The sequence below is a fragment of the Bacillus sp. MBGLi79 genome, assembly GCF_002953915.1.
The window spans coordinates 1,475,997-1,497,763 of sequence record NZ_CP026521.1 but is presented as its reverse complement, the minus strand read 5'-3'; the positions used below and the strand labels follow the sequence as shown (position 1 = coordinate 1,497,763).

The following is a 21,767-nucleotide window of genomic DNA, read 5'->3' as shown; positions in this document are numbered from 1 at the left end:
TTGTATTACGTTGTCATAAAGTTACTGACGATAAAAAAATAATAAAACCTTTTTGGGAGCACTGATGATCAACGTATCACGCCTTTATATACACCCTGTAAAATCAATGAAAGGGATCCGTCTTTCTCAAGCCTTTGCCCGTGAAAGCGGCTTCACGTTTGATCGTGATTTTATGATAACGACCCCTGAGGGGACATTTATCACCGCACGTAAATACCCTTTGTTGCTGTGTTTTATTCCCACTGTAATGACAAATGGTATTTATATTCAAGCACCCGATGGTGAAGGAATTGCCATTACTTATCAGGATTTTCAATCTTCATTACAACCAACTGAAGTGTGGGGAAATCATTTTACCGCTTATGTTGCCCCAGATGAAATAAATCAATGGTTCAGCCGCTATTTAGGCATGGATGTACAACTTCGCTGGACGGGTGAAAAATCAACACGTCGAGTAAAAAAATCTCCTGAAACCGCGGTTTCGTTCGCTGACGGTTACCCTTATCTATTGATTAATGAAGCCTCATTTCAGTCTCTGCAACAGCGTTGCCCAGCTTCAATCAATATTGAGCAATTTCGCGGTAATATCATCATCACAGGTGCAAAACCTTTTGCAGAAGATAGCTGGCAAACAATCCGTATTGGCTCTGTCGTCATGGACTTAGTCAAGCCTTGCAGTCGCTGTATTATGACCACTATCAGTATCGATAAAGGCATTAAGCATCCTACCACAGAACCGTTAGCAACACTGCAAACATTCCGTACAGATGAAAAAGGCGATGTGGATTTTGGTCAAAATATTATCATTCGCCAATCAGGTATTATTCGTGTTGGGGATAAAGTTGAAATATTAGCTTATAAAGAAGCGAAATCTTATTTACAAACAACAGAGCAAACAACCGAACCAGCAACTGACAATGCGGTTACAGCAGCCTCCGCTCAAGAGCCAAAACAAGCTGTCACTATTGAATTTAATGGCATCAGCTTTGCTGGGAATAATCAAGAGGTGTTGTTAGAGCAACTGGAAAATCACGGTTATGCTATTCCCTATAGTTGTCGTGCGGGGATTTGTGGCTCTTGTGTTATTCAATTAGATGAAGGTGATGTCAATGCATTAAAAGCAGGTGCCATAAAACGTTCTGGCAGAATACTCGCATGTAGTTGTGTTCCTAAAGGCAATGTAAAACTTTCACTTAATAAAAAATAACGCTTATCTTTATCACAAATAAAAAGAAGGTAAACTGTCCTTATCTTCTTTTTATTTTGCATGATCTGCTCTACTGATTAAGAATTATCTCATCAATAACCCAATTTTAAATTAACTATAAACTCACTTTATTTACTTTTATAAATTTGTTGCAAAAAGAGAATAATGCAGATTTGATTTTAGGAAGTGTTGTTTAAGGCCAATTGTTTTTAGCATATTATAAACAATAAGTGAAAATAAAAGAGTAAGTCCTTTTTACTCTTTTATTAGATGACTTTTTCGTACAAAAACGATCTTGGCTCAGACTGTTTATGATATTCACTTAACCGATCATTCATGATTTTTAGTGGATCACAAAACGTTAGTGTTCTATCAAATAATGCTAACTGAGGCTGGGCTAATAAGCATAAACAGGCTTGCTCTCCCACTTCCGCCACTAAAAAAAGCACTTTTTCATTGCTATCTTTCAATGCGGTTTCCACCACTTGAGCTAAATAAGGGCGGGTTGATGAATGACTCACTTCAAAATACCAGCTCTTAGGCATTAATGGCTTTAAAAAACGATGGGCTATTAATGCGTTTAACGCTAATTCTGCTCGCGACTCAGAAGGCATATCAATCTGGCGGATTTGCTCATCATATCCATAATAAAGAGCAGCATCATCAACAGTAAAAGGTGATGATTGATGAGCAGTTGCACTTAGCATTTTACTTGGAAAACGACTACGAAAAATCATTCCATTAGCTAAATCGAGCATCAACTTTTGTTGCTCGTCATCAAAATACCAACGCCAGCGATCATCGGGTTTTATTATCACTAATTATTCCCCCTTCGATTTATTACCTGCTTTTTTCTCTGATACTCAATATTAAATAACCTAAATAAAATATTTAATACCACCTAACAAAAACAGGGTTCATTTTTTTATTAATTAAGCACAATCACTGCCATTTAATAAAAAATAATCAACTAGAGGCAATATAAACGAGTTAAGGGCAGAAGAAAAGCCCTTAACTGATTATTGAATGTAATTAAATATGATTAATTATAGATTTTATAAGTGCAGGACCATGATAAATGAATCCTGAATAGACTTGTATTAAAGAAGCACCTGCATCCATTTTTTCGCGTGCGGCAGTCAATGAATCAATCCCCCCTACCCCAATAATAGGTAAAGCGCCTTTTAACTCTTCATTTAGTTGTCGAATGATTTGTGTACTTTTTGATTGAACCGGACGACCGCTTAATCCACCGGCTTCATTGCAGTGATCTAATCCACTCACTAATGATTTGTCTAATGTTGTATTGGTCGCAATTACGCCATCAATATGGTGACGCACTAAGCTATCTGCAACTTGGATTAATTCTTCATGAGTAAGATCAGGGGCAATTTTAACGGCCACAGGCACATATTTTTGATATTTCCCTTGTAACTCAAGTTGTTTATTTTTAATCGCAGATAATAAATCGTCTAATGCTTCACCATATTGGAGTGTCCGTAAGCCGGGGGTATTAGGTGAAGAGATGTTAATCGCAATATAACCTGCATAAGGGTAAACTTTTTCCATACAGATTAAGTAATCATCTTTTCCTTGCTCTACGGGGGTATCTTTATTTTTACCGATATTAATACCCAGCACACCACCATATTGAGATTGTTTTACATTCTCTATTAGGTTATCAACCCCTAAATTATTAAACCCCATTCGATTAATTAAGCCTTCAGCTTCTACTAAGCGAAAGAGACGCGGTTTGTCATTACCTACTTGTGCTCGTGGTGTAACAGTACCCACTTCAATAAAGCCAAACCCCATTGCCCCTAATGCATCAATGCAATCACCATTTTTATCAAGGCCGGCGGCAAGACCGAGAGGATTTTTAAATGAAAGTCCCATACAAGAAACGGGTTTGGCAGGAAGTGATTGTTGAATAAGAAATTGAAATGGGGAATGAGATAAGCGTTTTAACTGACGAAAGGTAAAATCATGGGCACGTTCAGGATCTAGCCGAAACAATGCCTTCCTTACTAAGGAATAATACATACGATCTCCATTGAGAATATCGGGTATTAGGAATGATATGTCTACGACGATTTAAGCGTCGAGCATCATATAGATAAAAGCACGAAAAGTAAACGTTTCAATTGCACAATTCACCATAAAAAATCCCCAGTTTATGATGTCCCTCGCACAATTCTCCTTTCATTAAGATGATGTAACATCTCAAAAAACTTAAAAAAATCAATATTTAAGATTTTTTTCATATTTATCAATAAATAAAGTTTTCTACAATTATTGAGCAATATAACACTAGTTAAATCCTAGCAATTCAGTAGCGCTAAACTTGGATAGTAAATTGAGTAAAAGAGTCTTTTATACTCAAAAATGGAAACTACTTTATGAACGATAAAAAAACCATTAACACGCACCCCCCTTTACTTACGAATATTCGAAACCTCTTGATACAAGGTAGAAAAAACACAGTACAAGCAGTAAACAGCATAATGGTACAAACATATTGGGAAATCGGTCGTTTAATTGTTGAAGATGAACAACATGGAGATAATCGAGCAAAATTTGGAAAAAGAGTTTTACAAACTTTATCAGCTGAATTAACAAAAGAATTTGGTAAAGGATTTGATACCTCAAATCTTCGATATATGAGGAAATTTTATCTCACATTTCCAATTCGTGACGCAGTGCGTCACGAATTAAGTTGGACTCATTATAGAACGCTACTAAAACTAAAGAATGAACTCGCCCGTCAATGGTATATAGATGAAGCAATTACACAATCTTGGTCCGCCCGTGCATTAGAAAGACAAATTAGCACATTATATTATGAACGATTACTTTCAACACAGGGGAAACAGCAAAGTATTTATCCTGTATTAGCTGAAGGAAAACAAAAAACTACTGAACTCGCAACTTCAGTCAAAGATTATTTACGTGATCCCTATATTTTTGATTTTCTAGGACTACCTAGTAGTATCCTGCAAGAAAATAAACTAGAACAAACTTTAATAGAAAACCTAAAAGAATTCTTACTCGAATTAGGAAAAGGGTTTGCTTTTGTCGAACGACAACAACGTATTAGTACTAATGATGGTGATTTCTATATTGATTTAGTTTTTTATAACTTTCACTTAAAATGCTTTTTGTTAATAGACTTAAAAATGCATAAACTCACCCATCAAGATGTTGGGCAAATGGATATGTATGTCCGCATGTATGAAGAGAAAAAACGCCGTCATGATGATAATCCAACCATAGGACTAATTCTTTGCACTGAAAAAAATCACACAGTAGCCAAATACTCCATTCTAAATGAAAGTAAACAGCTATTCGCTTCAAAATATATGCTTGAATTACCAAGCGAAAAAGAATTAATTTTACAATTAGAAAAAGAACGCCAAAAATTATTTGAATAATAGTCATAACCCCTTAGCTTTTATTCAATACATATTATTAAACCATTATAATTTTTTGTATGAAATACTTACCATAAAAAATCCCCAGAATATGCTGGGGATCTAATTATCATGCTAACTTAATACCTTCTTATCACTTACTTAGTGATAGCGATATAGTGTTAATCCGCTAATGCTTTAGTGATTTTCTCATATAAATCACCAGATAAGTTATCAAGGGCTTTTAGCTTTAATAACTCGGCACGCATTTTCTCTTGGCGATTAGCATCATAGCGTTTCAAACGAATAAACGGCTCAATAAGACGAGATGCAACCTGTGGATTTCGGCTATTTAAGTCAGTCAGAATTTCTGTCAATAATAAATAACCTGAGCCATCTTCTGCATGGAAAGCTACAGGGTTATTATTCACAAACGCACCGATTAAAGCACGAGTACGATTTGGGTTAGCTAAAGTAAAAGAGCGATGTGATAGCAAACTGCGTACTGTTTGTAATACATCAGTTGCCGGACTCATTGCTTGTAAGCTAAACCACTTATCCATTACCAAGCCATCTTGATGCCATTTATCATCAAACTCTTGTAATAGTGCCTCTTTACAAGGTAATTGTGCCATTACTGCGGCATTTAAGGCCGCGAGTGCATCGGTCATATTGTCGCTATTGTGATATTGCGCTTCAACCAATTGATTACCCGTTTGCTGGTTTTCAACGGCTAAATAACCCAAGCAGACATTGCGTAAATCACGTTTAGCAATATCACCATGATCGACACGGTAAGCACCGATATGCATTGAGTGATAAACCGCAGAGAACTCATCAGCCATTTCAGTGGCTAAAGTTTTACGAATAAAACCTAAGGCCTGATGAATAGCAATAGGATCGATAATAGCAAAAGCTTCGCCCGCTTCAACATCGGTAGGTAATGTCAGAATAAGTGCCGCCAAGGCAGGATCGATATCTTTATCAAGCAATACAGCACGGAAAGCATCAATTACCATTTCAGGTAAAATTAATGGTTGCCCTTTTTGAACACGCGAAACGTTTTCTTTAATATAACGACCTAATAAAGATTGCGCCGCATCCCAACGAGAAAAAGCATTACGTGCATGTTTCATTAAGAATGAGAGTTGCTCATCCGTAAAAGGATAATCAAGTTTTACTGGCGCAGAGAATTCTCGCAATAATGAAGGAATTGGCTGTTGAGCAACATCATCAAAAATAAACTGCTGCTCTTCTCTCACCACATTTAATACATTAGAAACCGGCTGACCTTGTGAACGTAAAGGGATAACCTCCCCTTGTTGATTATATAATTCAATATCTAACGGAATATGTAGAACTTGTTTTTCCGCCTGATCTGCCGTTGGTGGCGTCATTTGACTGACGGTTAATGTATATTGCTGTTTTTGTGCGTCATAGCTATCACGTACAGTCAATACCGGTGTACCTGATTGGCTATACCAACGACGGAATAAAGTCAGGTCAACATTCGAGGCATCTTCCATCGCTTGTACAAAATCATCACAGGTCGCTGCACTACCATCGTGACGATGAATATACATCTGCATACCCGCTTGGAATTTCTCTTCACCGAGTAGCGTGTGGATCATACGGATCACTTCCGCCCCTTTTTCATATACCGTTAAGGTATAGAAGTTATTCATTTCAATCACACTATCTGGACGAATTGGATGAGCCATTGGGCTTGCATCTTCGGCAAACTGTGCTGTACGCATAACACGCACGTTATTGATACGATTAACTGAGCGAGAGCCTAAATCAGAGCTAAATTCTTGATCACGGAAAACCGTTAATCCCTCTTTTAAGCTTAATTGGAACCAGTCACGGCAAGTAATACGGTTACCTGTCCAGTTATGGAAATATTCATGGCCAATAACAGATTCAATCCCTAAATAATCTTTGTCTGTTGCTGTTTCGCTTTTAGCAAGAACATATTTAGAGTTAAAGACATTAAGCCCTTTATTCTCCATTGCCCCCATATTAAAGAAATCAACAGCGACTATCATATAGATATCGAGATCGTATTCTAAATTAAAGCGTGACTCATCCCATTTCATGGCATTTTTTAGTGATGTCATCGCCCAATCAGCACGATCAAGATTACCTTTATCGACAAATAGCTCTAAAGCAACTTCACGACCACTTTTAGTGTTAAATGTATCGCGTAATACATCAAAGTCTCCCGCCACTAATGCAAAGAGATAACTTGGTTTAGGATGCGGATCTTCCCAAGTCACCCAATGACGACCATCTTCAAGATCACCTTGTGCAACACGGTTACCATTAGATAATAGATAAGGATACTGTTTTTTATCTGCAGTGATCGTGGTGGTATAGCGCGCTAAAACATCCGGTCTATCTAAATAATAAGTAATATGACGGAAACCTTCCGCTTCACACTGTGTACATAGCGCATCGCCAGAAACATATAACCCTTCTAACGCGGTATTAGCTGATGGGTTAATCTCATTAATAATTTTTAACGTAAACTGTTCAGGCAATTGGTCAATGATGAGTTTGCCGTTTTCTTCTTTATAGTGTGTCCAAGCAACATCATTAACAAAAATAGATTTTAATGTTAAATCTTCCCCATCTAACACCAACGGCGTTACCGTTGTCGCTAAGCGCTTGCATTGGCTAATAGCAGTAACCTGTGTTTTTTCTTTATCTAAGATAAAATCAAGATGCAAATCAGTGATGGTGTAATCTGGGGCGCGGTAATCTTTACGATATTTAGCAATTCTTTGTTGTGTCATAGAAAAAAGCCTTTTAGTTAACACGACTATTTTACGGTTATATAACCAAAGCTTACTCGTCAAAAAACGGTTTAGCTAGTCGAATATTCAATTGAGCACATTAAAAGTCAATAGAATGTTAATGGGATATTAATATGTGTAACTAATTTATTTGCTAATTGATGCTAACATACTCCCAAATTATGTTTAACGTGGTAAACTCAATAGAGATTTACAGCTTGTTTTTATGTCGCAGAGAAATATTAACGAATAGTGACGCATTATCATCATATTCGGGTATACTCTCCAACCTTAACGATTTAGCTGACATAAAAACGCTCCGTGAGGATGCTTGACGCGCTATGATTTTAGACGCTACACCGATTATTACATCACTGTTGGATACCGATGCATACAAGCTCCACATGCAACAGGCGGTTTACCATCATTATAGTGATATTCCTGTCGTTGCTGAATTCCGCTGCCGGAGTGATGAACGTCTAGGTGAATATGCAACAACCTTACGCCATCAAGTGGATATGATGGCAGACTTGTCATTAACTAATGAAGAGTTTGGCTATCTTCAAAGCCTGCCTTTCTTTAAAAATGACTATCTGCAATGGTTTAAACATTTTCGCTTTAAACCCGAGCAAGTGCATATCGCGACCACTGCTGACAATCAATTGACGATTAAGATAACTGGCCCTTGGCGTGAAGTTATTTTATGGGAAGTTCCTTTGTTAGCATTGGTGAGTGAAATTGTCCACCGTGCTCGTTCGCCACAAATCACCGCTGATGACGCCGTTATTCAATTACGCAAACTTATCGATATTTTCTATCGTGATGCGGCTGAACAACAGATTGATTTAGCGGATTTCAAATTGATGGATTTTGGTACTCGTCGTCGCTTTTCTTATGATGTGCAACGTGCCATTGTCGATGAATTAAAAAATCATTTCCCTTATCTTATCGGCACTAGTAACTATCATTTTGCTGAACGTATGCAACTGGCGCCCGTAGGCACACAAGCCCATGAATGGTTCCAAGCACATCAGCAAATTAGTCCTGAGCTTGCCAATAGTCAACGGGCTGCATTGCAATCATGGCTAGATGAATACCCAGATCAACTCGGTATTGCACTCACTGATTGTATCACTATGGATGCATTCCTGCGTGACTTTGATATGCCATTCGCCAGCCGTTATCAAGGGTTACGTCATGACTCAGGTGATCCGATTGAATGGGGTGAAAAAGCCATTGCTCATTATGAAAAGCTCGGTATCGATCCGATGAGTAAAGTATTGGTATTCTCTGATAGCCTCGACTTTCAGAAAGCCTTAGTACTTTATAAGCATTTCCATAAGCGTATCCGCTTAATTTTTGGTATCGGCACCAGATTGACTTGTAATATCCCGAATATTACACCTCTTAATATTGTGATTAAGCTGGTGGAGTGTAATGGTAAACCTGTTGCTAAATTATCAGATAGTCCAGGTAAAACCATTTGTGAAGATGATGAGTTTGTCGACAAGCTACGTAAAGCCTTTGATGTTCCTCTTGTTAGGCAAGCTTGTTAATAAAGATTAAATCGCTATCTATTCACTCTATCTATTCTATCTATAAAGAAAGGGCCAATATTGCCCTTTCTTTTTGCTATCACCCCCACTATTCGACTGATTTTACCTATTTTTAGCAAAATATTTTCTATAAAGGCTTTTCTCTTGCTGATTCCCTCTTTAAACTGAAATTTCCTACTTGTTTCCTGCGCTATTGCAAGTAACATAGAAAAACTGTCCGACAGGGGCAGAATGAATTTACTAAACAATTATTTTAATTAAACGAAGAGAGATTTATTTATGATCGTTGCGCCTGTAGTCGACGTACTGCAAGGCCGTATCGCGGTTGGCGAAGACGTCACCGTTCGCGGTTGGGTACGTACAAGAAGAGATTCAAAAGCTGGTATCTCATTCCTTACCGTCTATGACGGTTCCTGCTTTAATCCAGTACAGGCCATCATTAATAATAATTTACCGAATTATCAAGATGAAGTGCTGCACTTAACCACAGGTTGCTCTGTGGAAGTCACCGGTAAAATTGTTGAATCTCCGGGTCAAGGTCAGAACTTTGAAATTCATGCGACCAAAGTTGTGGTAGTAGGAATGGTTGATGATCCGGAAACTTATCCGATGGCCGCTAAACGTCACAGCGTTGAGTATCTGCGTGAAGTTGCTCATCTTCGTCCACGCACAAACTTAATTGGTGCTGTTGCACGTGTTCGCCATACCTTGGCACAAGCACTACATCGTTTCTTCGATGAGCAAGGCTTTTTCTGGGTTTCTACGCCATTAATTACGGCGGCGGATACCGAAGGTGCGGGTGAAATGTTCCGTGTCTCTACCTTAGATATGAACAACCTGCCACGTACTGATAAAGGTGAAGTTGATTTTAGCGAAGACTTTTTTGGTCGCGAAGCTTTCTTAACCGTATCAGGACAATTAAACGGCGAAACTTATGCCTCTGCATTAAGTAAAGTCTATACTTTCGGCCCAACTTTCCGCGCTGAGAATTCAAATACTAGTCGTCACTTGGCTGAATTCTGGATGGTTGAACCTGAAGTGGCTTTTGCTGATCTGAATGATATCGCCGGATTAGCAGAAAAAATGCTGAAATATGCCTTTTCTGCCGTGTTAGCTGAGCGCAGAGATGATATGGAGTTTTTTGCTCAACGCGTTGATAAAGAAGCCATTACACGTTTAGAGCACTTTATCGCTTCTGATTTCGCACAAATTGACTACACAGATGCGATTACTGTGTTAGAAAATTGCGGCCAGAAATTTGAAAACCCAGTTTATTGGGGTGTTGACCTCTCCTCCGAGCATGAGCGCTATCTTGCTGAGAAACACTTTAAAGCCCCTGTGGTTGTGAAGAACTACCCGAAAGATATCAAAGCATTCTATATGCGTATGAATGAAGACGGTAAAACAGTTGCGGCAATGGATGTGTTAGCACCAGGTATCGGTGAAATCATTGGTGGTTCTCAACGTGAAGAACGTTTAGAGATGTTTGATAAACGTTTAGCTGAGATGGGTATGAATAAAGAAGACTACTGGTGGTATCGTGATTTACGCCGTTATGGCACAGTACCACACTCTGGTTTTGGTCTCGGCTTTGAACGCTTAGTTGCTTATGTGACTGGTGTCACAAATATTCGTGAAGTGATCCCATTCCCACGTACACCAAGAAATGTCGATTTCTAATAGTTTGATTAATTAGTAGCCAACAAAAAACATTTGTGTTGCTGATTAATTGTACTAACTTTAGTTATACCAGAAGCCAACCTCAGGGTTGGCTTTTTTTATGCATGGCTACAATTTGATGGAAAAGTTCCCCCAAATACACACTTTGAAATACATTGTTACAATTTGTTACACTTTTTTCGATTTTGTAGCAAATTCGGGGTAGATAAAATTTTTTACCAATGGAACACTGTCACCCGACACAGACGACACTTAACTCTCATAAATAGTTCCATAAAAATTAAGAAACTATTTCTGGCAGTGGCAAAGGTGTCTGAATAACACCAATGAGGGTAATAATAATGATGAAGCGCAATATTCTTGCAGTGGTAATCCCAGCTTTAATGTTTGCTGGTGCAGCAAACGCAGCTGAAATGTACAACAAAGACGGCAACAAAGTAGATATCTACGGTAAAGTTGACGTTCGTCATTACTTCGCTGATGCTGATACTAAAGGCGATCATGAAAGCGGTGACGCTTCTCGTGCACGTATCGGTTTCAAAGGCGAAACTCAAATCAATAAAGATTTAACTGGTTTCGGTCGTTTTGAATACGAAGTTAAAACAAACACTACTGAAGGCGAGAACAAAGCTAAAACTCGTCTAGCATATGCTGGTCTGAAATTTGCTGACTTCGGTTCTTTAGATTACGGTCGTAACTACGGTGTAATTTATGACACCAACGCATGGACTGACGTTCTGCCTTTATGGGGTGGTGACTCCATGGCGCAAACTGACGTTTATATGACTAGCCGTACTACTGGCGTATTAACTTACCGTAACACCGATATGTTCGGTTATGTTGATGGTTTAAGCTTTGCTCTGCAATATCAAGGCAAAAATAACGAAAACACCAACAATAAACGTAAAGACAACGCTGAAGCAAATGGCGACGGTTTTGGTTTCTCTACAGCTTATAACTTAGGCTGGGGCGTAACACTGGGTGGTGGTTACTCAAGTTCTGCTCGTACTAACTGGCAAGAACATAAGAGTGATGCTACTGGTAAACGTGCTGAAGCATGGAACGTTGGTGGTAAATTCGAAGCTAACAATGTTTACTTAGCAGCAATGTACGGTGAAACCCGTAACATGAACTACTATGGTGACGGTGCAATTGCAAACAAAACTCAAAATATCGAGTTAACTGCACAGTATGACTTTGCTGATTTAGGTATCAAACCATCTTTAGGTTATGTTCAATCTAAAGGTAAAGATCTGAATAATGGTGTTGGCGGTCTGAAAGACAACAACCATGATTTAGTTAAATATATCTCTGTAGGTTCTTTCTACAAATTTAACAAAAACATGACTGCAGTTGTTGATTACAAAATCAACCTGTTAGATGAAGATGACTTCACTAAAGCTAACGGCGTTGCAACTGACAACGTAGTTGGTTTAGGTCTGACTTATCAGTTCTAATTACCCTTTAAGGTAATTAAACAGTCAAGTTAATTGATTTGAAAAGCAACACTTCGGTGTTGCTTTTTTATTTGCCTATCCTATTTATATTGCTCGCTTTTCTGTTCCTCCTTTTCTAATACCAAGATAAACAGTTTATTATACTAAACTATTGGTTATTTTTAGTGGTTATATTTACATGTTAATGTAATCACGAAAGATTTACTTATTTACATCTTGTTTTGCTATTTATTCTCACTTAGTTCACAACTTCTTGCTAATTTCTCTACAAACTGTTGGCAAACCGATTCTATAGCGTTACTCTTGTTACTCATAATTCGGCTTCGTTTTGAGCTTAGGGAATAATTACACTATGTTTGAGAAAATCATTGCTGCACCAGCCGATCCTATTCTGGGTTTAGCTGATAGTTTCCGTTCTGATACTCGTGAAAACAAAATTAACTTAGGGATTGGTGTTTATAAGGATGAAACAGGTAAAACACCTGTACTCACCACCGTTAAAAAAGCAGAAAAATATTTATTAGAAAACGAAACCACTAAAAATTATCTTCCTATTAGCGGTATTCCTGAGTTTGGTGCGGTCACTCAAGCACTGTTGTTTGGTGAACAACACCCTATCATCACAGAAAAACGTGCACGTACAGCACAAGCTCCGGGTGGTACTGGAGCATTACGTATTGCTGCGGACTTTATTGCTCAGCAAACTAATGCTAAACGTGTATGGATAAGTAACCCGACTTGGCCAAACCATAATAATATTTTTCAGACTGCAGGCTTAGAGATTTGCCAATATGATTATTATGATGCCGAAAGCCACGGTTTAGATTTTGAAGGTATGCTAGCTAGCCTACAAAATGCACAAGCAGGTGATGTTGTGCTGTTCCACGGATGTTGCCATAACCCAAGTGGTATTGACCCAACGTTAGAGCAATGGCGTCAATTGGCTGCCTTATCCGCTGAGAAAGGTTGGTTACCAGTATTTGACTTTGCTTACCAAGGTTTTGCTAATGGTCTTGAAGAAGACGCGCAAGGCTTACGCCTGTTTGCTGAAAGCAATCCTGAGCTGATTGTTGCAAGCTCATATTCAAAAAACTTTGGCCTTTATAATGAGCGTGTAGGTGCTTGCACTATTGTCGCAAAAGAGAGCGATACTGCTGAGAAAGCATTTAGCCAAGCCAAAGCGATTATTCGCGCAAACTACTCTAATCCACCGGCACATGGTGCATCTGTGGTGACTACTATTTTATCTAATCCAGAGTTAAAAGAAGAGTGGATTGAAGAGCTCACCACAATGCGTGAGCGCATTCAGCGTATGCGCCAATTGCTGGTGACAACGTTACAAGAAAAAGGCGCAAAACAAGATTTCAGCTTTATTATTGACCAAAATGGTATGTTCTCATTTAGTGGCCTTAATAAAGAGCAAGTTGAACGTCTACGTGCTGAATATGGTATTTATATTGTCGGCTCTGGTCGTATTAATGTCGCAGGCTTAACACTGGAAAATATGGTTCCATTGTGTGAAGCCATTGTCGCTGTACTTTAATGGCTTTTTCATCGTTTTAAAGCATACAGTTAGATAACACGTTTTATAACCCAACAGCGTTTAATTAGATATGTTGTTGGGTTTTTTATTGTTTTATTCGTGCTGTGGGAAAAAACCATACTGAATTTGTTTTGAAAGCCGTTCGACGTTCAGCCGAAGAAACACTGACAGATCTGCGAGTCATAAATGTTAATTCCGAAGTTTATCAGGAATTTATCAACCCACTTGATGCAACACTTGTAAGCAACGAAACATTACGAAAAACAGTGATGTCTAAATCCCCTTAAGAGGAATGACATTGAAACTGACAGCACCTGAACCACTCAAAATAGGCCATATGCTGGAGGTTTTTCCTCCGGTGAAAAGGCTTTAGAACTCTGGAGGGGTAAGTTCCAATAAGGCCTTGATGTTCACAATAATCCTATTATTTATAAGGTCTCACTATCTTATGCCAAGCGGTTCCATCATACAGATCAACATTATAATCATCAGCTACAACTAAAATCCCATCGCGGACATCCATATGACCTGAGGCGATAACATTTTTATCACCATCCTTGGGACGGATCATTTCTTTACCATTCCAACACTGTAAGCGATAGTCATCACATGCCCATACTTTATCTTCAAACCAGCGTAACTGATTCAGTAAAATAGCCGAACTGCCGTGATAAAGTTTTTCCCATTGGTATTCACGCCCTCGCCATAAACTGCCCCCTTCACCGCCGATATACACATAACCATCAGGGGCACACAATACTGCACTTAATTGCTCATTAGAGGGAAAACCACAAGGGATCCAGATTTCGCCATTATAATGCCAAACATCACCTGCACCGCCAACGGCATACATATCCTGCTCAGAGAAACCATCGAGATCATCAAACCCCATATCTGTATTGAATTTACTCTCTGGAATACCATTTTGTATCTGTTGCCACTGACCAATATCGATTCGTTTATAAATATCTCTTCCTGGGCCAACATAGTAGGCATAACCATCAATACATTTAATATTTATCGGAAAAGCTTCTTTTTCTGGCATAACTTTTTCTAGCGGAAATTTAGATCCACTGCCCATACACTTGACAAACCCACCATCGCCTCTAGATGCAAGCATCCCTTGTTCTTTCGGTTTTAAACAAATACCTACTTTAGGATTATCGAACCCTTCAATTCTAATATAATCAATCGGGTCATCTGGTGTGTCTAAATAAATACATAATAACTGTGAGGGGATTTCGCTGTTCCATAAGTTTCGAGCCTTTTCGTATGGAATATCTTTGCGCAAACAAAAGTACACAATATTTTTATCTCGGATTGCACAACCAGTAAAAATATATCCCTTGATATATTTGGCCCAATGTTTATTAGTTATATACTCCATTATCTTTCTTTCCCTTTTTCAGTTGTTATAGGATCTCATCTAGAACCTTTTGTACACTTTATCCGGCTCATGTTGGTGATAGGTCATTGTATTGGCAATCGCACTGGCTTTCCATAACCGTTTTCAATCCGGCGCCCTAAGATATCGTAGCGGTATTCCGCTCGCTGATACCCTAAGGGCCCTTGGTCGATATCTACTGCGATAATACGGTGGTCACTGTCATAGTGATAGCGTTGCCCCGAGCTACTGCCTTAGTGTTATCAAGCATCACGTTTACTCCTAGCATTAATTTTATTTTTAATCATTTTACTGAGTGTTTCATATTTTTAATGTGACAAAAAGGAATAATTTTTCCAGTATGTGAAATCTCCTTCATTTTTAATTGGCCTGAAATAATATACTTAAACTCAGGGAATTTATTAGCATTATTCAGTTGCATAGAATCAATTTTAACTATAACTGAACAATCATCACGAACCTGAATTAATTTAATACATCCATTTAATATTAAAAATAACTTTTAATTTAACTTAGTTATTTTCAGTAAAATACTGATTTATTAAACTATTAAATAGTTCATTCTGTTATGATTATTTTAAACGCATCTTTATTTGAATCATTAACCAAAATCTATAATTAATGCATTTTTTGGAATAAGATTATAATTAAAATATAAATTATATTTTTTAAACAATCTCCACTGAAGATATATAGTAAATAATTATAAAATTTCAGTTTTAATTATTTATTAATAATAGAAAATGAATAAATGCATTAAGGTTAAAACATAGTTCGGTAAATAATATTATGTAATTACCTGCCTTGGCATAGTGATTATATATCCAACACAGGAAATTACATAATTTAAATTATAATAATTACTACTAGGGTCTTTATGCTGTTTGCACGAAGAAAAGGCCCTCTATATTATTTCCTTCATTTTTAATAAATAAGTATCCGATGGCATCGGACAATCCCAATACGTCTTTAAAAGGGAGAGGGAAATCTGCAGAATATACCTGACAGACAAAATGATAATTTTTCAAAATCTCATCCACACCAGTTAATCCATTTGGAATATCTTTTGAAAAAAATGATATCATTGGATAATCTTCACTATTAATTTTTGTATTTAATAAATCAATTTTAGTTTCAGGTATAAAGTCTTCATTTGTTTTACTTAAACTACCAGTTAATGAATAAGATACAAAAGTAAAGCCTGATTTAATCAGGCCTAACTCGTTCTCATCACCAAAATAAGTTATTTCATCAAGAAAATAATCATTACTATCATATGTTGAAAATATAGATAAATAACCAGTTTTGGGCAAAATGCCATCAGCGATCTGAGGAGTTACTTTCTCACAATCTATAGAGAAAAGATGCAATAGCTCCTTTCCTTTTGGATTAATAGGCCATTTAGACACATATGCTTTATTACCTCCTATAATCAAGCCTGAATCTACATTTTTGTTATCACTTACGATAAATTGAGTAATTTCATACATAATATATATTCCTATTTACAACTTTTTACTTTTGCAGCAACTTGTTGTTTATAAAATTTTAATGCTTCTTGTCTTAATTGTTTAACTCGACTAGCAGGAACACCTGATTTTCTTAAACCACCTGATGTTATATCTAATTCACGTTTTAGTGTTGAAGCAAACTCATTTTTACCTAGCCCTTGATTAGCTCGAATTTCAGCTTCATGCCAATGAGCCCCCCCAATTCCTCTAGTATCCTTCAACGGGCCTCTAGTATGATGATCTAGGTCTAAAGCTATAGATGGATTTCCAGATAACCGTGATGTGTTTGCAAGGCCTTGTTGTTTTAAATATTCGTGTCTCAATAATTCATGAGCCTGTAATTGATCGCCCACATGCACAGAACCATTTAATTCACCATAAGTACCTAATGCAAACAGCTTAGCCCAACCCCACGGATCCACCCATGTCAATGGATTTGGCGCATAAGCATATAAGTTTATCCCCCCTGCCAACCCTATTGGGTCTTGCTGGGTAAAACGGCCTAAATCCGGGGCATAGTACCTGAACGTATTATAATGCAGACCAGTATACTCGTATCATCCTGATACTGATGACACCAGAACCATCAAGCAACAGTACCAGCGCCAATAAGACCAGCTTAGTAAAATTAAGCTGAGAATGCGGTAACTGTTTGTCGATTACAACAGCAACTAAAAATAGAAACTGAGCGGCTCAAAACAAGAACAAAACCGGAAGACCATAAGGATTTTCCGGCTTTTTTAGGGTTATTCTCTACTCAAAAGTAATTCTTTCCACTTTTCCAGATAACCTTTGAACTCTTCTATCGTTGAGATTGTTACGCTCTCTTCAGTATATTCGTTAAAAATCTCGACACCACCCAGTTTAATGGTGACAGTATGGGCATTACCTGTACCTTCCCATTCTGGTAACTCACCATTCTTAACCAATTCACATAATTCAAGATATTCATTTACACCATTTAAACTACCTTGAATATCATCTTTTAAAAACCAAGCTATTAGGTGATGTTCAGTTTCAACTTCGGCACATGAATAACCATGTTCATCAATATAATATTTCATTTGTTATTTAACGCTCATAAACAGGGAATGCTGTATTGATATTTCCATTATTAGGTTCTGTTCACGATTAAATGTGCTTGTAGGTCGGGTTTGACGCTGTAAATGCCCCCAAGCACTGTATTGCCCTTGCCAAACGATTTCACCCTCACTGTTGGTCAACGCTTCCGGTAAGCCACTTAAACTGCTGTGCGTATAATAATGAGAATTATCTGTTCTATATCCCGAGCATAACTACAACTCAACGATTTTTCAGTGATTCTGACTAATTTTATGTAATGCTTTATGTAAAATAGATTTTCTTAATGAACGATTAAAATTACTTAAAGGTATATCTTTATTTAAAAACATCTTAAATCTATTTATTAGTTGATGATCAATATTATTAATAGGTAATTTATTTAACTCTCTCATTCTAAGTAACACTATTACTTCACAAGGTATTAATTTGTAAATTACATGATTAGAGTTTTCAGTTGAGTTAATTTTAGGATAATTTATCGATATATGATAATTGCAAAGTTCATTTAATAATGAGCTTATATCTTCATTATGAAAAAAACCATCAACAATTTTTTTATATTTTAAATTAAAATTGAATTCTTTTATCCCCCACTCAATATCATTATTCAATTTATCATTAACTGAGTTTGATTTTTTCTTGGAAAGATAAAAAACAAGTGGTATTAAAGTCTCTGAAAACTTATCATCAATAAATTCATTGTTAGCTTTAATATTTTTAATTAGACTTTTAAAAACAACAAGTTGATCATCTAGAGAAAAATAAGACAATGTGATAAAATATACAGCAATTAGTTCATTTAAATTTTTTTCTATTTTGTTGCCAAAGTATTCTTCACAATAATACTCCAATACAGAAAAATAAAAATAATTGATCAACTCAATATAATTATCTTTTTTCTCCATTAAGAAATCTCTTAATAAAAGCACGATTGTGCTACTTTTTTCATTTAGTAAGGCATTAATATTAAGTGTTATTTTACATTTTTTTTCAAAGAAATCATCATTCCATTCATAAATAAACTTATTAGTAGCATTTTCTATATAATCGACTAAAGCATTATCTATAAAATCATAATACTCTTTATCTTCTAAAATAAAATTAATAGCTGATTCTAATTCACGATAAAATTGTTCTATCTCTTTCATCCTACCATTCCTCAAACGTTATATTCCAATCATAAAATTTGGGATTTCGGCCAACATTTACCTGAATCCCATTCAAAAAATCAAGTTTAATTCAATGCATTGACATAACGGAAGGTTTTTCGCACCTCGTTTTGCTGTAATAAGGGTTCGTTGGGCTAAATCATAGGTCAGTTCGGTATGTTCTAAACAGCGTTTACCGTCTTTAAGCCAGTGCTCAACCACTCGCCACTCAGGTTCATTGTCTGATAATGGTAAAGCGAAATACAGACACAGACTTTCATAACCATTACCTGCTAAATATTGACTAGTAACGATAATTTTTAAATCACGACTTTTTTTGACACAAAAAGCCTAGTAACTGGTTAGTCAATAATTGAAAAATTTTACTTTCTTTTTTATTTTTACGATAATTCTATTTCCACTGAAAAATCGAAAGCCGTTAAACCTGCATCTTCTACTCTTTGTTTAAATTTATCCGTAACAAAGATTCGACTAATATATTCGTCAATAGTAAATAAATACTCATCAGTGATGTTATTTTTTATGAGAACTGGCTTTTCAATCATTAATCCATTGGGGTATTCCCGATAAACAGAATTTTTTCTGTCAAAACATCCTGAAAGTGAATTAGTTGGATAATAACCAACAAATTTCTTCCGTTTGCTCTCAGTCTTAACGGGTAATACTTGTCCTCTTGAACTCAAAATATCAGATAAAGACACCAATGCATCTTCACTAAAAACCATAAATGGCGACAAAAAACTACTAAAATCAAATTTATAATTCTTTCTTCCAAAATCATTGGAATTTAACTCTAATGAAATTGCAGTATAGTCATCAGTAAATTTAGACCATCGCTGATCCATCGCTCTCCCTATTATACTTTCTTCTCCATCAGGATAATTTTGAATAAAAGAACTATAGTTTTCCAAATCTGATTTTAAATAATAGACTTTATTAATCATAATATAGTTTTCCATTTAGCATTTCTACTAGCAGAGGATAGGATTTCTCGAATTTCAGATAATGTATCTATTACCCCTTGTTTACCTCCTTCTTTATCAGCCCTAATAATCCTTTCATTCACAGTATCACTGATCATGCAAAACTGATCCACTTGGTATTATCCGTACATTTTGTACGGGGAATTTATGATAACCAAGGAGATATTTGTGGATATTCATGTTCGCTTTACACAAGGTCAAAGCATCCAAAAAATTGCCCGTGAACTGGGTATTTCCCGCAATACTGTTAAACACCATTTACAGCAGGAACCGATGCCAACGTATACTCGACGCGCACCCAAACAGACCAAATTAGTGCCATTTGAGCCGTACTTAATCCAACACATCCAACTGGCTAAACCCGACTGGATCCCTGCAACTATCTTGTTTGATGAACTTTGTCAAAGGGGATATCAAGGTGCAGGATTGCGCAATTGCGTCGTTTCGTTTACCAGTTTAAACCCATTATTGCACCTGAGCCGATTGTGCGTTTTGAAACGCCTCTCGGTCAGCAGATGCAGATTGATTTCACCACTATTCGCCGAAGTAAACAGAAGCTAAAAGCGTTCGTGGCGACACTGGGCTATTCCCGAGCTTGTTACGTCAAGTTCTTTGATAATGAACGAGCCAGCACTTGGCAACAGGGGTTAAAAGAAGCGTTCGATTACTTTGGGGGCGTGCTTCAACAAGTACTTTGTGATAACGCCAAAGCCCTCATTGTCAAGCGAGACGCTTATGCTAAAGGTGAACATAAACTGCATGTTGAAATGCTTCAGATGTCAAAAAATTATAGTTTTAAGTTGACCGCTTGCCAGCCTTATCGGGCCAAAACGAAAGACAAAGTAGAGCGTTTTAACCATTACCTAAAAAATAGCTTTATCGTGCCATTTAAGGCGGAACTTCGCGCTCAAAACCTTGAATTGGATGTTGAGATAGCGAACGCAAAAATTGGTCCATGGCTACAGCGAAAATGGGGTGTTGGTAAGAATGTATTATTGAAGTGACCCCAGTAATTGGTTGTCCAACTATTGGGGGCACTTCAAGATCACAGGGATTTTCCGGCTTTGAACTAAATAACTCTTTTAGTTATTTCCAAATAGTGATTATAAGTTTCTTTGCTAAGATATTTTCTAGCCAAATTATAACTATAATCACTTCCCATTATTGCTTCAAAGATACACGTATTTAATATGTCTTTTACGTCATCACCTTGATAAAGAAATAAGTCATCGACAAAACTAAATATGTTCTTTATTTCTTTTATTAATATATCTTTATCCTTGTAAATAGATGCGATATTTTGAGAAAAATAGCTTTTCTCATCTACTTTACCAGAGCCATATAGATTTATCAGATCAGCAAAAAACGTACCAAAACCTCCAAATATTAGATAAATACCATCATGCTCGCCATGTATTTCTCGAAACACAGGAAAAAAATTGTTTAGTTTATCAATTAATTCATCATTCGTCATAAATGCCCCAATGCGTTCCTTAAATCATTTATCATGTAACTTGCTAAGCTTCTATCCGATGGGCTTAGAGCCTCATTTTTATACCTTCCATTACCACTAGATAAATTTTTCAACGCTGTTAAATAATCCTTACCTTTATTTATATGGTCTGAACCGCCGACTAATTGTCCAGTATTCTTTGTATACAGAATAGAAGCTACTGTACCTCCATCAGGAATATTTGCACCTGGCCGATATAGTTCTTTAAACATTTTTTGCAGCTTAGGATTCTCTATTGAATCTATTATTTGCTGCCTTTGTTCTGCTGAAATGGCATGATTATTTTTTCTAGCATTCTTTAATATATCGACAGGACAGCCCGCTAACCCCCACGGATCCACCCATGTCAATGGATTCGGCGCATAAGCATATAAGTTTATCCCCCCTGCCAACCCTATTGGGTCTTGCTGGGTAAAACGGCCTAAATCCGGGGCATAGTACCTGAACGTATT

Annotated in this window: 19 protein-coding genes and 2 pseudogenes; 9 read left to right on the top strand and 12 right to left on the bottom strand. The window is 36.9% G+C overall.

Features of this window, described 5'->3' with window-relative positions:
* The first annotated feature begins 64 nt into the window (after positions 1-64).
* Positions 65-1,207 (top strand): YcbX family protein, encoded by a 1,143-nt coding sequence (locus C1T29_RS07560; RefSeq protein WP_036908201.1) that lies wholly within the window; start codon positions 65-67, stop codon positions 1,205-1,207.
* Between the two features lie 266 nt (positions 1,208-1,473).
* Here the strand turns inward: C1T29_RS07560 and C1T29_RS07555 are convergent, their stop codons facing one another.
* Together C1T29_RS07555 and pyrD are read right to left on the bottom strand one after the other, a co-directional pair.
* On the bottom strand, positions 1,474-2,025 hold the full coding sequence (locus C1T29_RS07555; protein ID WP_012367736.1) for a cell division protein ZapC: 552 nt from the start codon (positions 2,023-2,025) through the stop codon (positions 1,474-1,476).
* A gap of 214 nt (positions 2,026-2,239) precedes the next feature.
* On the bottom strand, positions 2,240-3,250 hold the full coding sequence (gene pyrD / locus C1T29_RS07550) for a quinone-dependent dihydroorotate dehydrogenase (RefSeq protein WP_004251935.1): 1,011 nt from the start codon (positions 3,248-3,250) through the stop codon (positions 2,240-2,242).
* A 356-nt stretch (positions 3,251-3,606) separates the two neighbouring features.
* Between pyrD and C1T29_RS07545 the strand changes: the two genes are divergently transcribed.
* On the top strand, positions 3,607-4,638 hold the full coding sequence (locus tag C1T29_RS07545; RefSeq protein WP_004244669.1) for a PDDEXK nuclease domain-containing protein: 1,032 nt from the start codon (positions 3,607-3,609) through the stop codon (positions 4,636-4,638).
* Positions 4,639-4,799: 161 nt separating this feature from the next.
* Here C1T29_RS07545 and pepN read toward each other — a convergent pair whose 3' ends face one another.
* Positions 4,800-7,415 carry an aminopeptidase N gene (gene pepN / locus C1T29_RS07540; RefSeq protein ID WP_017628415.1) on the bottom strand — a complete coding sequence of 872 codons (2,616 nt, stop codon included), beginning with the start codon at positions 7,413-7,415 and terminating at the stop codon, positions 4,800-4,802.
* Positions 7,416-7,756: 341 nt separating this feature from the next.
* Between pepN and pncB the strand changes: the two genes are divergently transcribed.
* The 5 genes from pncB to C1T29_RS25050 all read left to right on the top strand — a co-directional run bounded on the left by pncB (position 7,757) and on the right by C1T29_RS25050 (position 13,938).
* Entirely contained in the window at positions 7,757-8,971 is a 1,215-nt protein-coding gene (gene pncB / locus C1T29_RS07535; protein WP_004244666.1) for a nicotinate phosphoribosyltransferase, read from the top strand.
* A 279-nt stretch (positions 8,972-9,250) separates the two neighbouring features.
* Positions 9,251-10,651 (top strand): asparagine--tRNA ligase, encoded by a 1,401-nt coding sequence (gene asnS / locus C1T29_RS07530; RefSeq protein ID WP_004244664.1) that lies wholly within the window; start codon positions 9,251-9,253, stop codon positions 10,649-10,651.
* A gap of 341 nt (positions 10,652-10,992) precedes the next feature.
* Positions 10,993-12,108, top strand: a complete 1,116-nt coding sequence (locus C1T29_RS07525) for a porin (RefSeq protein ID WP_004247675.1) — start codon at positions 10,993-10,995, stop codon at positions 12,106-12,108.
* A gap of 352 nt (positions 12,109-12,460) precedes the next feature.
* Positions 12,461-13,651: an amino acid aminotransferase gene (locus tag C1T29_RS07520; protein WP_004244662.1), complete on the top strand. Its 1,191-nt coding sequence runs from the start codon at positions 12,461-12,463 to the stop codon at positions 13,649-13,651.
* Between the two features lie 104 nt (positions 13,652-13,755).
* On the top strand, positions 13,756-13,938 hold the full coding sequence (locus C1T29_RS25050; RefSeq protein WP_208945646.1) for a type II toxin -antitoxin system TacA 1-like antitoxin: 183 nt from the start codon (positions 13,756-13,758) through the stop codon (positions 13,936-13,938).
* Between the two features lie 137 nt (positions 13,939-14,075).
* Here the strand turns inward: C1T29_RS25050 and C1T29_RS07510 are convergent, their stop codons facing one another.
* The 7 genes and pseudogenes from C1T29_RS07510 to C1T29_RS07480 form a co-directional block, all read right to left on the bottom strand.
* The gene (locus tag C1T29_RS07510) at positions 14,076-15,038 is read right to left on the bottom strand and encodes a beta propeller repeat protein (protein WP_049194410.1); all 963 of its coding nucleotides are present in this window, start codon (positions 15,036-15,038) and stop codon (positions 14,076-14,078) included.
* An 893-nt stretch (positions 15,039-15,931) separates the two neighbouring features.
* The gene (locus C1T29_RS07505) at positions 15,932-16,546 is read right to left on the bottom strand and encodes a YwqG family protein (protein WP_004244657.1); all 615 of its coding nucleotides are present in this window, start codon (positions 16,544-16,546) and stop codon (positions 15,932-15,934) included.
* Between the two features lie 11 nt (positions 16,547-16,557).
* Positions 16,558-17,109, bottom strand: coding sequence for an RHS repeat-associated core domain-containing protein (locus C1T29_RS07500; protein WP_071587364.1), 552 nt, complete (start codon positions 17,107-17,109; stop codon positions 16,558-16,560).
* Between the two features lie 204 nt (positions 17,110-17,313).
* On the bottom strand, positions 17,314-17,631 hold the full coding sequence (locus C1T29_RS07495) for a hypothetical protein (protein WP_049195263.1): 318 nt from the start codon (positions 17,629-17,631) through the stop codon (positions 17,314-17,316).
* Between the two features lie 3 nt (positions 17,632-17,634).
* Positions 17,635-17,817 (bottom strand): annotated as a pseudogene (locus tag C1T29_RS25045) (RHS domain-containing protein); the annotation flags it as partial.
* Between the two features lie 63 nt (positions 17,818-17,880).
* On the bottom strand, positions 17,881-18,798 hold the full coding sequence (locus C1T29_RS07485; protein WP_208945645.1) for a hypothetical protein: 918 nt from the start codon (positions 18,796-18,798) through the stop codon (positions 17,881-17,883).
* A 401-nt stretch (positions 18,799-19,199) separates the two neighbouring features.
* The gene (locus C1T29_RS07480; RefSeq protein WP_004247666.1) at positions 19,200-19,763 is read right to left on the bottom strand and encodes a hypothetical protein; all 564 of its coding nucleotides are present in this window, start codon (positions 19,761-19,763) and stop codon (positions 19,200-19,202) included.
* A gap of 186 nt (positions 19,764-19,949) precedes the next feature.
* Here C1T29_RS07480 and C1T29_RS25040 point away from each other — a divergent pair.
* Positions 19,950-20,057 (top strand): annotated as a pseudogene (locus C1T29_RS25040) (helix-turn-helix domain-containing protein); the annotation flags it as partial.
* 143 nt (positions 20,058-20,200) lie between these two features.
* A complete protein-coding gene (gene istA, locus C1T29_RS07475; RefSeq protein ID WP_223852278.1) occupies positions 20,201-20,806 on the top strand; it encodes an IS21 family transposase in 606 nt (201 codons plus the stop codon).
* A 65-nt stretch (positions 20,807-20,871) separates the two neighbouring features.
* Here istA and C1T29_RS07470 read toward each other — a convergent pair whose 3' ends face one another.
* Positions 20,872-21,276, bottom strand: a complete 405-nt coding sequence (locus C1T29_RS07470) for a DUF7674 family protein (RefSeq protein WP_046335376.1) — start codon at positions 21,274-21,276, stop codon at positions 20,872-20,874.
* Positions 21,273-21,767: RHS repeat-associated core domain-containing protein (locus tag C1T29_RS07465; protein ID WP_208945644.1), on the bottom strand; the 495-nt coding region annotated here is incomplete at its 5' end. The genes C1T29_RS07470 and C1T29_RS07465, both read right to left, overlap by 4 nt.